The following is a 12,575-nucleotide window of genomic DNA, read 5'->3' on the forward strand; positions in this document are numbered from 1 at the left end:
AGTAAGAACACCAGTTATGAGGTACATCAAGGACATCCCTAATCCTCGCTACAAAATCGGTCTTTACCAATGGAACAGCAAGTACATCGTTAAGATCGAATCCGGAATGTATGAGCAAACTTACAAAATCGATGATTACGAAGTAGCTTCGACCGACGAGTTGGAAGGGTGCATGGACGAAGCGTTCACGCAGGCTATCGCCGACCGGTTCGATGCCATGCACGCCGATTTTAATGGAACGCTCGTACGCAATAATGTGCTTTTTTAGGCCAGACAGCGTATTCCTGACGCGCGCACGTATACGGTTTTAGTATGCTTTTCGTTAGATAGCAAACAATTTTAAGCGGTAAGTGAGCACCAAAATATTCTTTTGTCAGGATATGGCAGACCACAACAACTTAATTCAAAACTCCACCAACTCAGTATCTATGGTTTTTAAACGCAGCGCCTCCACGATCGGCATGTTTGTATGTGTAGGCGCGTCTTCCGTAGTAGCCCAGAATACGCTTAGTATTACGGAGCCGGAAGCACACTTTCGCAACGGCCTCGAATATTACGCAAAGTCCAATTACGTGGCTGCAAGGCAGGAATTCGGCGAGTTCCTGAATACGCAGGATAAGTTGCTCAGCACGAGCGATTACAATAAGGTTACGGCCGAGTATTATGTGGCGGTAACTGGGCTCTATCTCAATTACCCCGAGGCCGAAGTGCAGGTTGACCGGTTCGTAAAGAACCACGCAGAACACCCGAAAGCACAGCTTATTTACAGTGATTTGGGTAAATATTATTATGAAAGCGGCAATTACGAGAAGGCTATCACTTACCTCGAAAAGGCGATGAATACGCCGGGAGCAGGGGTGGGGAGACTGGAAAGTACCTATCGCCTGGCGATGTCCTATTATAATACCAAACAACCGGACCTTGCGCTTCCGTTGTTCAACCAGGTAAAAGGCGAGGCAGGTTTCGAGCATGCGGGCGACGCTTCTTTCTACGCTGGTGTGATCAATTATCAGAAAAACAATTTTGAGGAAGCATACCAGGATTTCAAGCGGATCGAAGATCATCCGTATTATAAGAACGAGGCGCCCAACTGGATCATTTCTTCACTTTATCAGCTCAAAAAGTTCGATGAACTGCTTGCATACGGTGAGCGGATTCTCGGATCACAGCGCGGCAATACCAAATTGGATGATGTGGCTTTGTACGTGGCGGAGGTGTATTACGAGAAGGGTGACTATGCTAATGCGGTAAAAGCTTACGAGCGCTACAAGCGTATGAGACCAGGCGCGATACCTCCTACGGTTGCCCTGCATTACGGCCACGCACAATTCCGCAATAACAACTTTGAGGGCGCAATAACCTCATTGAAGCCCATCGGAAACGGCAAGGATTCTGTTTCGCAGTACGCATCATATATACTGGGTATCAGCAACTTAAAGACGACTAATTTAAGTAATGCTTTAACATCATTCGGCAATGCAGCAGCATTGGACTTTAACCCTGTGGTGAAGGAAGAAGCTACTTATAACCACGCCAAAGTGCAGTTGGAAATGGGTAACAACGCGGATGCCGTAAAAGAGCTGAATAACTACATCGCCAAGTACCCGGAAAGCAAGCATACCGAGGAAGCCACGGAATTAATGGCCGAAGGATATGCAAGTGCGAACAACAGCTCACAGGCAATAAAGTACATTGAGGGGCTAAAATCGCGTAATACTAAAATAAATAGTACGTATCAGAGGCTTACCTATAACCAAGGTGTGACGGATTTCAATGCCGGTCGGTTTGATCAGGCCATTGAGATGTTCGAAAAGTCGATCAAATTCCCGATCGATGTGGAGCTCTACAATTCGGCATCGTTCTATAAAGCGGAATCTGTTTACGGTTTGAAGCGTGTGGATGAAGCAGCGGCATTGTACAACCAGATCGCCAAGAACCCGAAAGCAGGTATTTATTCCAAAAAGAGCCTGTACGCTTTGGGATACATTTATTATAACCAAAAGAAATACAGCCAGGCGCTGCCTTACTTCCGCGATTTTACCAATAATATCGAAGGAATGGAGGCAGATATGATCGAGGACGCGCATGCGAGGCTGGCCGACTGTTACCTGGCCGCCAAAAATTATAACGAAGCCATCCGCACGTATGAGCAGGTAGCTGCGAAAGGCAAAGTCGATAAGGATTATGCGCTGTTCCAGAAAGCCCGCGCGTATGTATACATGAACCGCGAGGCAGAAGCAAAACGCCAGTTTGAATTGCTGATCAGCCAGTACCCGCAGTCGAAGCACCTGGATAATGCCTATTTCCAGCTTGCCGACATCGATTTTCAGAACCAGAGCTACTCTGCGGCTGTGAAAGGCTTTACCCGTATGATCAACGAGAAGCCGAAAAGCACGCTCATTCCGGCCGCATTGCTTCGTCGGGCACAGTCGTACTACAACTTGCAGGTGTACGAACAGGCGATCGTCGATTTCCGCAAGATACTGACCGAATATTCCGACTCACCTTCTGCGGAAAGCGCATTGGAAGGTATCCAGGAGAGCTACTCGGCCGTCGGACGTCCGGAAGAGTTTAACCAGGTGCTGGGTGTAGTGCGTAAAAGCAACCCCGGTAACGAGAAACTGGAAGGCGTGGAATTCGATAACGTGCGTAACCTGTATTATGCAGAGAAATACGAGAATGCGATCGCCGCATTGCAGTCGTTTTTGCAGAGCTACCCGGCCAGCAAGCATCAATACGACGCTACCTACTTCATCGCGTCATCCTACGATAAGACCAACCGCGTGAATGAAGCACTCCAATATTACGGTAAAGTGGTTCAACAAAACCGCTCGCAGTTTGTAGGCGCAGCCGCGCAACGTTCAGCGGAACTGGAAATCGGTCGTGGTAACTTCAACAATGCGGTGTCGAACTTCCGGGTTCTTTCGCGCAATGCTGAAAACAAGAAGGACCAGGCGACCGCATGGACAGGGCTGATGGATACTTACTTCACTTTGAAAAGCTACGACTCGACGCTGTATTACGCGAAAGAGATCATTAATATGGGCAACATCGTTCCAGCCAGCCTGGGCAAGGCTCAGCTGTATCTCGGAAAGGTTCCGTACGAAAAGGGCGATTTGAAAAAGGCCGGCGAGGAATTTAAGAAGGTATCCGCTTCGTCCAAGGATGAATTTGGTGCGGAAGCGGCGTACTGGTCGGCAATGGTGCTTTATAAGGAGAAGAAATACAAGGAAGCGGAAACGGCCATCATCGAACTGGGGAAAAATTTCGAGGGATACGACTTCTGGCGCGCCCGCTCGTTCATTCTGCTCGCGGACGTGTACGTGGGCATGAACGAGAAGGTTCAGGCGAAGGCGACGCTGAATTCCATCATCGATAATTCCGATGATAAGGAAGCGGTGCAAATGGCCAAAGAGAAGTTGGACAAAATTCAATAGTAACCCGTGCATTACGGTTCCATTAAACAGAAAAACTCGTTATCCATGACGCATTCCAAGATATTACGTTCCTCACTGTTTCTGCTGGCACTGGGTTTCTCTTCCCAGTTCGCGATCGCGCAACGAGGGGAGATCGAAAGCCAGACTTACGAAATTTTAAAGGATAAAAGCATAGAATTTGCCCCGGCCGACCGGGTTTTCGACAAGGTACAGCCTGTGAAGGGCGAAACCGGTAAAAAGAAGGTGTCGTACCAGATCGTTGACCCCGAAATCAATATTGCTTCCCCGAAACTGACTCCGGCTGTGGCCGCGTCGTCGGATGAAGAAAGCCGCAAGGATGAGCCGGATGCGCTGAACAATTACATTAAAGCAGGCGGCGGTAACTATGGCCGTTTTCTCGGTGAGGTATTTGTAGGCGGAAGACCGAAGGAAGACCTCGCATTTACCACGCAGCTGAAACACCTTTCGGCAGCCAACGGCCCGGTAGACGGAAAGAATTCGGCCAATGCCGCTACGAGTTTCAAGATCGGAGGAAAGTATATCCGCTCGAAGTACAAAGTCGATGCAGGCTTCAATTTTGACCGTAAAAACTATTATTTCTACGGCTACAAGCCACAGCCGGAAGGTGTGGTGGTGGACCGTGACACGATCCGCCAGACGGTCAACCAGTTTGGCTTTAACCTGGGTTTTGAAAACACCGACGCTTCGGTACTGGTGGATTACTCGGTGAAAACGGCATTCAATACGTTGAAAGACCGTTACAATGCGTCTGAACTCGACTGGGGAACCAACCTCACGGCCTCGGTACCCATTTCGGAAACATTTTTCGCATTGCTGGAAGCCGATGCCTACGTTTCTCAGCGTGTCGACTACTTTACCTACAACCGTAACCTCTTCCGCGTTAAACCTACATTCAAGTACGTGAACGATATGTTCTCGGTTTCTGCGGGTATCAATGCTGTAAATGAGACGGATAGCCAGCTTGACATTAACCGTACCAGAGCGTTTCCGGCGGTAAACCTTGACGTAACCCCGATTTCAGGCGTACACATTTTCGCAGGCTGGAACGGTGACATCGTCCGGAATACTTTAAGAAGCATGCTGAGTGAAAACCAGTGGCTTGGGCCGAATGTCCTTGTCATGAATACCGAAAAGACGTCGGATATCAGCGCAGGTGTGAAAGGAGAAATGGGTTCCGGTTTTAATTATGAAGGAAAAGTGGCCTACACGTCGTACAAGAATTTTTATTCCTACAACAATTCGCTGACGGACACTTCCCGTTTCTCCGCTATTTACGATCCGGGCAAGACCAAAGTGCTGACGATTTCCGCACAGGCAGGCTACAATTTCAACGAGTTGTTCAAAACATCGCTCAAAGCCAATTTCTTCGACTATGCGGTTGATATGGTAGAAGAGCCGTGGCATCGTCCCGACCTTACTTTGAACTGGTTCAATGCCCTTACCATCAGCAAAAAGCTCTTCGTAACAGCCGATTTTTACATGCTGAGAGGTATGAAGGCGAAAAATTTTCAGACAGGAGTTGTTACAAAATTGCCGGTGGTTGCGGACCTGAATTTGAAAATCGATTACCTGTTAACCAGGAACTTCTCGGCATTTGTGAACCTGAACAATGTGTTGGGCAAGAACTATCAGCGGTATCAATATTACCCGCAACAGGGGCTGAACTTTATTGCCGGTTTGTCTTTTTCTTTTTAACTTCGCTCAGTTAACACCAAACTTCGCTTCATGATAGCAGTCGAAACAGTCATCCGGAAACTCATTGGAGAGTACGAATTCGTGATCATCCCCGGCTTCGGTGCCTTGCTTTCGCACCAGGTACCGGCGGTTTTTGACGGCAATTCGGGCATTTTCGCGCCGCCTGTGAAGAGGCTGGCATTTAATGAGTACCTGAAACTGGACGATGGCCTGCTCGCGAACTACATTTCGCGCCATGAAAAGGTAACGCATGCGGATGCGGTGGAGTACATCAAAGGGTACACCGACCGGCTGAGATCGGGCCTGGATGTGAACGGAGAAGCCAGCATTACCGGCATCGGCGAGTTCAAACAGAATGTAGAAGGCAAGCTGGTTTTCGAACCTAACACTGGTAAGTACTTTAAAGACGAGTGGTTTGGCTTCGAAAAGATCAAAGCGGTTGAAGTACAGGCTCGTCCCGTGGCTGCATTAAACTCGGCCCAATACATCAGTGACGACGTTGAAGTGGTTGAACTGGAAACAGAAGCACGGCCACGTCGCTGGACAGGCTGGGCTGCGGCAGCGGTCATTGCGGGTTTGCTTTGCGGATTGAGCTTTTTTCTGGTTAACACTGAAAACGAATACATCAAAAGCACATTGAACCCGTTCGCGGACATGTTCAGCCGCAAAGAGGCTGTGGAAACGACGGTTGTCAACAATGAAGAAGCTAAAACGCCTCAGCCCTCACCGGTAATGGAAGAAGTTGTTGCGAAGGTGGATTCAATGCCGGTTGATTCGGCACCAGTGAATGCGGTTGAACCTGTTGCGACAACCCCGGCGCCAGCTCCTGTGGTTGCTGAAACAAAACCTGCAGAGATAGCTACGGCGAAGTTTTATGTGATTGCCGGCGCATTCAAAGGCACGAAGCAGGCAAATGTTTTGCTCGCTCAGCTGAATGAAAAAGGATTTACAAAAGCATTGATCATCCCCGGCGACGAGCGCAGCAAAAAAGTGAAGGTTGCTGTGGATGGATTTGACAATGAAACGGATGCCTATCGTGCTTCGGCCAAACTCAAAGCGGTAATCGGCGAGGCAGGTTGGGTTTACAAGAAAAAATAAGGTTTTAAACCTGAAAATAGAGAAAGGAGGTCTTTGGCCTCCTTTTTTTGTTGCATACGTTTTTTACTACTTTTACGTTTTCCGAAAGAAAAACCCAGATTAATAAATGATCACATTACAGGCAGAAGACCGGCAGCGAATCGCAATATCATGGGCGTGGTCCTTTGGGATTACGATTGCCATGTTGGGCTTATTCTTCTTCATCCGGCTAAGCTCATCCCTTCCGAAAGTCGAACCCATGGAATTGTTCGTGGAAGTGAACTACGGGACCAGCAAAGTGGGTAAAGGCGATGTTCAGACCTACAATAAACCCAATGACAGCAAGGTAAGAGAGAACATGAAAGCGGATGCTGAGGAGGTCAAAAAAGTAAAATCGGTGGCTACGCCGAAACCGACTCCTCCGACGCCACCCAAAATAGAGTCGCCAAAGCCCACAAAAACCGTCGCTGAGAAGCCTGCGATCACTTCGAAGGTAGAGAGCCCGGTGGAGGCGCCCGAAAAGACTGACGTCAAAAAATCGACGGGAAGCGAAAATGCATCGGCACCCGTATCCAAGCCAGCACCTGAAAAGGCGGTTAACAAGGATGCATTGTTCAGCAAATCTTCCGGTGCGAAATCGGGAAGCAACGGTACCAATGGCACCAAAACCGGCATTGGCGGGAACAACAACGGCGACGACGCGGAAGGTGTGGGCGATAAAGGATCCAAAACAGGAAGCCTTTTTGCAAAAACCTATAAAGGAGAAGGCGGCGGTGGAGGGACCAATGTAGGTCTTAACCTCTCCGGTTGGAGCTGGTCGAGACGGCCGGTTGTAGACGATAATTCGGATGCGACGGGTGATATTACATTCAAAATTACGGTTGACAAGAATGGCCGTGTGAAAAGTGTCATTACCCAGGCAACGACGGTTACCGACTATGCGGTTGTCAATAAATACAAAAGTGCCGTAAGAGACCTTACTTTCGTGCCGAAATCAGCCAACGTACCGGACGAATCGATCGGTACTATCACATTTAAAATACGTTCACGCTAATACTTAAATGACATATCAGGAAACGATCGGGTATCTGTACGACAGGTTACCGGTTTTTCAGAATATCGGGGCCCGTGCTTTCAAGCCGGGCCTTCATACTACCCGGGAGTTATGTAAAGCCCTCGGTGATCCACAGGACAAATACCCCACGATCCACATCGCCGGTACCAATGGAAAAGGGAGTACATCCCACATGCTGGCAGCGATCCTGCAAGCGTCGGGATACCGGGTGGGGCTGTATACTTCGCCTCATTTAAAGGACTTTCGCGAGCGGATACGCGTAAACGGGGCATGTGTACCCGAAGATTTCATCATTTCATTTGTCGCTGATCAGAAATCTAACATCGATAGATTATCTCCATCCTTCTTTGAAGTCACAGTTGCGATGGCATTTTCCTATTTCGAGCAGGCAAATGTGGATGTGGTCGTTATAGAGGTAGGCATGGGTGGCAGTCTGGATTCCACCAATATCATTATGCCGGAACTTTCGGTCATCACGAATATCAGTTTCGACCATATGCAGTTCCTGGGCGATACGCTGGGCAAAATCGCTGCTGAAAAGGCAGGTATCATTAAAAGCGGCGTTCCGGTCGTGGTGAGCGAGTACCAGAATACGGAAATTGGTGATGTGATTACGACTGCTGCCAGGGCTGCCAATGCACCGCTGACCTTTGCCTCCAATGCGTTCGAAGTTGTATTTAATGCATTGCACGAAGGAAAAATGCTCGTGGATGTGAAGGAAAAAGCCTCCGGAGCGATTTTAATGAAAGACTTGTTGGCGGACCTGACGGGTTCTTACCAATTGAAAAATATTGCGGGCGTGTGGGCTGCGGCAAAAGCCTTGGCCTCGAAGGGTTGGAACATAACGGATGATTCGATCAGGAAGGCAATGCAGTCGGTGAGTGCAATTACGGGCCTGAAAGGGCGCTGGCAGCAGCTTCGCCAATGTCCTGACGTTTATTGCGATACGGCACATAATACCGCTGGTCTTACAATGACTTTGGCACAGTTCGACTCGGTTTGCAAGGGAGTTAAGCGGTTTGTTGTCGGTTTTGTAGGGGATAAGGACATCTCGACCATGCTGTCGCTGTTTCCGCAAGACGCGGAATACTATTTTTGCGAACCATCGAACATGCGGGCATTAAAAGCGGAAGAACTGCAATCCAGGGCCCTGGAACACGGTTTGACAGGCAAGGCCTTCCGAAATGTGAATGAAGCCCTTGAAGAGGCTATTAAGGATTCTGCACCGGCCGACGCAATTTACGTTGGGGGTAGTACCTTTGTGGTTGCAGACATTGAAAGTTTATAGAGCATACAAGCATAATGGCAAGAAGAAAGTTACATCATTACCAGTTTAGTGAGCAGGCAGAAAATGTAGTCCAGGCGGGCAAACCGCTTTATTCGGAAATAAAAGGCAATTGGAATAAGCTATATTTTAATAACGAAAGCCCGATTGTGGCAGAACTGGCATGCGGCAAAGGAGAATACACCGTTGGGCTAGGCAAAAAATTTCCTGAGAAAAACTTCATCGGAGTCGATATCAAAGGTGACCGGATTGCGCGCGGAAGTGCATTGGCTACGGAGCAGAACCTGACGAATGTCGCCTTTCTGCGCGCAGGGATTCAATATTCCGAGGAATTCTTCGGGAACGGCGAGCTGAGTGAGATCTGGCTCATACACCCGGACCCGCAAGTACGCGACCGTAACGAGAAATACCGGCTGACAAACCCCACTTTTTTAGCCAGGTATGCAGCATTTTTGAAAGAGGGAGGTATGTTTTTCCTGAAAACGGACAGCGACTTTCTTTACGATTATACCTTGCAGACGCTCGGCGAGGCTCCGAACTTCCGCATTATCGAACATACCTACGATTTGTACCAGTCGCATTTGCTGGATGAGCATCATGGCGTGCGCACACATTACGAGGGCATTTTCACGGCCAAAGGTTATACGATCAAATACATTAAAGCGCAGCTGGTTTAACACCGGCGCAAAAGAAAAGGGCCCGTTCCAGCATTTGCCGGAACGGGCCCTTTTACATTAAAGTATGTTATTACTTCTGGATCAAACCAGCGAAGTAGTAAACAGTTCTTACGAGCTGAGATACATATGACATCTCGTTATCGTACCAAGAAACAGTTCTAACAAGCTGAACGTCACCTACTTTCTGAACGCGTGTTTGCGTAGCGTCGAAAAGTGAACCGTAGCTGATACCGATGATGTCGCTGCTCACGATTTCATCTTCAGTGTAGCCGTAGCTCTCGTTAGCAGCAGCTTTCATGGCAGCATTGATTTCTTCAACGCTTGTTTCGCGGCCCAAAACCACTGTCAATTCAGTGAGTGAACCTGTGAGAGTAGGAACGCGTTGTGCAGAACCGTCGAGTTTACCTTTCAATGAAGGCAATACCAGACCAATCGCTTTCGCAGCACCAGTGCTGTTTGGAACGATGTTCTGAGCAGCAGCTCTCGCTCTTCTCAAATCGCCTTTCGGGTGCGGTGCATCCTGGGTGTTCTGATCGTTGGTGTAGGCGTGGATGGTAGTCATCAAGCCGTTCACGATACCAAATTTGTCTTCCAATACCTGCGCCATTGGAGCAAGGCAGTTGGTAGTACATGAAGCACCGCTGATGATGGTTTCAGAACCGTCGAGGATGTCGTGGTTCACGTTGAAAACGATTGTTTTCAGGTCGCCGGTAGCAGGAGCGGAGATAACCACTTTTTTAGCACCCGCTTTGATGTGTGCACTTGCAGACTCTGCGCTGGTGAAGAAGCCTGTACATTCAAGTACTACGTCTACATCGTGTTGTGCCCAGGGAATTTGTGCGGGGTCACGTTGTGCGTAGATTACAATGTTTTCGCCATTAACGACAACTGAGTTGTCAGTCGACTTAACGTCAGCATCGAAACGTCCTTGTGCAGTATCGTATTTGAGAAGATGTGCTAATACTTTTGGACTGGTCAAATCATTGATGGCTACGATATCGATGCCCTCCATGTTGTAGATTTGACGGTAAACAAGGCGGCCGATGCGGCCAAATCCGTTGATTGCGACTTTTACTTTTGACATATCGAGGTAGATTGGTTATTTCAGCCGCAATATTAATAAAAATGTACGCGGATGAAAAGGATTGAGGGAAATATAAGCAGAGAAGTAATCAAGAGAGAGAATAGCTACCATTTTTAGCAAAATACCCAGAAAATAGCCAATTAGTTAGTATTTCAGGTTTTGGATTTGCTAATTTAAATAGTATGCATTAACTGTCTATTGTTACTTACTGTATTGTTATAGCACTCCCAGGCTCGATTTTGATGCTATCTTATTATGGATTATACTTGTATTAACGCTTTGTTTTTGCACTCGCGGTCCATAATGATTTTAAAGAATTTTATTCTTATCATACACGTAAGTTTCTATAAAACAGAGCATTAAATGTCATTTATTAATCTTTTGCTTTAACATGAATTTTACTGAACAAATTGAGAATTACTGGACCAACCGTGAATTATTAAAAGAGGAGTCCACAAAAAGTTTTATACGTGAAATAATTGAAGAAGTGGATAAGGGTAGGCTTCGCGTAGCCGAACCGGATGCTAATGGCGGATGGCTCGTAAACGAAGCGCTAAAAAAAGCGATCATCCTTTACTTCCCAATCCAGCAAATGCAGATTAGCGAAGTCGGGATTTTCGAATACCACGATAAAATGAAACTAAAATCGGGCTATGAGCAACTTGGCGTACGGGTAGTACCACCGGCAGTGGCCAGGTACGGTGCCTATATTTCAAAAGGAGTAGTGCTCATGCCTTCGTATGTAAACATTGGCGCCTATATAGATGAAGGTACAATGGTCGATACCTGGGCGACGGTGGGAAGCTGCGCGCAGATCGGCAAGAACGTTCACCTGAGTGGCGGCGTAGGAATAGGAGGGGTGCTCGAACCGGTTCAGGCAGCTCCCGTTATCATAGAAGACGGCGCATTTATCGGCTCTCGTTGTATCGTTGTCGAAGGTGCACGCGTAGGCAAAAGAGCGGTTCTGGGCGCTGGCGTAACGATTACAGGTAGCTCAAAGATCATCGACGTTACCGGTAGCGAGCCCGTGGAATACAAAGGATATGTGCCTGAGGACTCCGTAGTGATCCCTGGAACACTGCCCAAAGAATTTGCCGCTGGTACTTATCACGTACCTTGTGCGCTGATTATCGGCAAGCGTAAACCAAGCACAGACCTTAAAACTTCCCTGAACGACGCACTCCGCGACAATAGCGTAGCAGTGTAGTTCTACCGGAAATCTTCCGAATAATTAAACCTGGGTGCGGCATGAAATCTTTTCGTGTCGCACTTATTTTTTTGCCCAAATCTGTCATTTACAATTCTCAACAACGCCTACGAAACGTTCATTCAACTGGATGTAACATTTATTAATTACATAGTTAAATTAAGGAAGTTAGATATTTACAAATTTCAATTGTTTACTACTTCATTGTGATTTACATTTGTATTGACAATCATAAACCACAGCATGGACTTGACCGATAAAATCAAACAGATATTAGTTGACAAAAATATCACCCCTTCACTTTTCGCGGATGAGATCGGGATACAACGTTCGAGCATGTCGCATATACTTGCCGGACGAAACAAGCCGAGCCTTGACATGGTGCAGAAGATTGTGAAGCGGTTTCCCGATTTGGGTATCAGTTGGATTCTCGATGACGAACCATTACCGGAAATAGCACCGGAGCCGGCAAATGAACCGGTCTTAGAATCGCGCAAAAAAGTAACTTCCGCGCCACAACCCGCACAACCAAACCTCGTAAAGGAGAAACCGGTTGTTTTACCTGAGAAAAAAATAGAAAAAGTGCTTATTTTCTATTCTGACGGCACTTTTCAGGAGTACAAGCACGCGTGAGAAAAATCGGGAATGAAATTCAAAAATATGGAATGTGTAGTAAAAGCAACGCCTTGATCCACAAAACGTATTAGGATAACCGTCATCACTCAATATAAAACCTTCAAGTAGCCTGGCCTCGTTTGCGGCCATCTCGGATTTCCCATCTTGTGCTATGAAATCTTCCCCTCAGATTTTGTAGCATTTCCATTCAACAGGAATTCACTGTATGCCATCAGCTTACCTGGGCGAAAGTAGTCGCGCCGGGGCTGATGGCATTTTTTTCGTTCCCGACTAATAATTTTCAAAGTATACCGGACAGCACAGGATAGTAGCGACTCCAAATACCGATACTATTGTAAAATAATATAATTCAAATCATTAATTGTACATATCAAACATAGT

Annotated in this window: 10 protein-coding genes; 9 read left to right on the plus strand and 1 reads right to left on the minus strand. The window is 47.3% G+C overall.

Annotated elements, in window-relative coordinates:
* Positions 1-16 precede the first annotated feature (16 nt).
* The 7 genes from BLQ88_RS17845 (at position 17) to trmB (ending at position 9,267) form a co-directional block, all read left to right on the plus strand.
* Positions 17-268, plus strand: coding sequence for a hypothetical protein (locus BLQ88_RS17845; protein ID WP_090152862.1), 252 nt, complete (start codon positions 17-19; stop codon positions 266-268).
* Positions 269-428: 160 nt separating this feature from the next.
* Positions 429-3,437, plus strand: a complete 3,009-nt coding sequence (locus tag BLQ88_RS17850) for a tetratricopeptide repeat protein (protein WP_229212732.1) — start codon at positions 429-431, stop codon at positions 3,435-3,437.
* Between the two features lie 45 nt (positions 3,438-3,482).
* Positions 3,483-5,153, plus strand: coding sequence for a TonB-dependent receptor (locus BLQ88_RS17855; RefSeq protein ID WP_090152866.1), 1,671 nt, complete (start codon positions 3,483-3,485; stop codon positions 5,151-5,153).
* 30 nt (positions 5,154-5,183) lie between these two features.
* Positions 5,184-6,251: an HU domain-containing protein gene (locus BLQ88_RS17860; RefSeq protein ID WP_090152868.1), complete on the plus strand. Its 1,068-nt coding sequence runs from the start codon at positions 5,184-5,186 to the stop codon at positions 6,249-6,251.
* Between the two features lie 106 nt (positions 6,252-6,357).
* Positions 6,358-7,284 carry a hypothetical protein gene (locus BLQ88_RS17865; protein WP_090152870.1) on the plus strand — a complete coding sequence of 309 codons (927 nt, stop codon included), beginning with the start codon at positions 6,358-6,360 and terminating at the stop codon, positions 7,282-7,284.
* Positions 7,285-7,291: 7 nt separating this feature from the next.
* Entirely contained in the window at positions 7,292-8,593 is a 1,302-nt protein-coding gene (locus BLQ88_RS17870; RefSeq protein ID WP_090152872.1) for a bifunctional folylpolyglutamate synthase/dihydrofolate synthase, read from the plus strand.
* A 14-nt stretch (positions 8,594-8,607) separates the two neighbouring features.
* Positions 8,608-9,267: a tRNA (guanosine(46)-N7)-methyltransferase TrmB gene (gene trmB, locus BLQ88_RS17875; RefSeq protein ID WP_090152873.1), complete on the plus strand. Its 660-nt coding sequence runs from the start codon at positions 8,608-8,610 to the stop codon at positions 9,265-9,267.
* Positions 9,268-9,337: 70 nt separating this feature from the next.
* Here the strand turns inward: trmB and gap are convergent, their stop codons facing one another.
* Positions 9,338-10,351 (minus strand): type I glyceraldehyde-3-phosphate dehydrogenase, encoded by a 1,014-nt coding sequence (gene gap, locus BLQ88_RS17880; protein WP_090152877.1) that lies wholly within the window; start codon positions 10,349-10,351, stop codon positions 9,338-9,340.
* 391 nt (positions 10,352-10,742) lie between these two features.
* On the opposite strand from gap, the gene BLQ88_RS17885 reads away from it, so the two are divergent.
* Both BLQ88_RS17885 and BLQ88_RS17890 read left to right on the plus strand, forming a co-directional pair.
* Complete coding sequence (locus BLQ88_RS17885) at positions 10,743-11,558, plus strand: 2,3,4,5-tetrahydropyridine-2,6-dicarboxylate N-succinyltransferase (protein WP_090152880.1); 816 nt, start codon at positions 10,743-10,745, stop codon at positions 11,556-11,558.
* Positions 11,559-11,801: 243 nt separating this feature from the next.
* A complete protein-coding gene (locus tag BLQ88_RS17890; protein ID WP_090152881.1) occupies positions 11,802-12,191 on the plus strand; it encodes a helix-turn-helix transcriptional regulator in 390 nt (129 codons plus the stop codon).
* Positions 12,192-12,575: the final 384 nt, after the last annotated feature.

The organism is Dyadobacter soli (assembly GCF_900101885.1).
Taxonomy (GTDB): Bacteria; Bacteroidota; Bacteroidia; order Cytophagales; family Spirosomataceae; genus Dyadobacter; species Dyadobacter soli.

Bases quoted from the DNA above. Each gene is read 5' to 3' on its own strand.
- BLQ88_RS17845 (WP_090152862.1), top strand. From the start codon at position 17: ATGAGGTACATCAAGGACATCCCTAATCCTCGCTACAAAATCGGTCTT.
- BLQ88_RS17850 (WP_229212732.1), top strand. From the start codon at position 429: ATGGTTTTTAAACGCAGCGCCTCCACGATCGGCATGTTTGTATGTGTA.
- BLQ88_RS17855 (WP_090152866.1), top strand. From the start codon at position 3,483: ATGACGCATTCCAAGATATTACGTTCCTCACTGTTTCTGCTGGCACTG.
- BLQ88_RS17860 (WP_090152868.1), top strand. From the start codon at position 5,184: ATGATAGCAGTCGAAACAGTCATCCGGAAACTCATTGGAGAGTACGAA.
- BLQ88_RS17865 (WP_090152870.1), top strand. From the start codon at position 6,358: ATGATCACATTACAGGCAGAAGACCGGCAGCGAATCGCAATATCATGG.
- BLQ88_RS17870 (WP_090152872.1), top strand. From the start codon at position 7,292: ATGACATATCAGGAAACGATCGGGTATCTGTACGACAGGTTACCGGTT.
- trmB (WP_090152873.1), top strand. From the start codon at position 8,608: ATGGCAAGAAGAAAGTTACATCATTACCAGTTTAGTGAGCAGGCAGAA.
- gap (WP_090152877.1), bottom strand. From the start codon at position 10,351: ATGTCAAAAGTAAAAGTCGCAATCAACGGATTTGGCCGCATCGGCCGC.
- BLQ88_RS17885 (WP_090152880.1), top strand. From the start codon at position 10,743: ATGAATTTTACTGAACAAATTGAGAATTACTGGACCAACCGTGAATTA.
- BLQ88_RS17890 (WP_090152881.1), top strand. From the start codon at position 11,802: ATGGACTTGACCGATAAAATCAAACAGATATTAGTTGACAAAAATATC.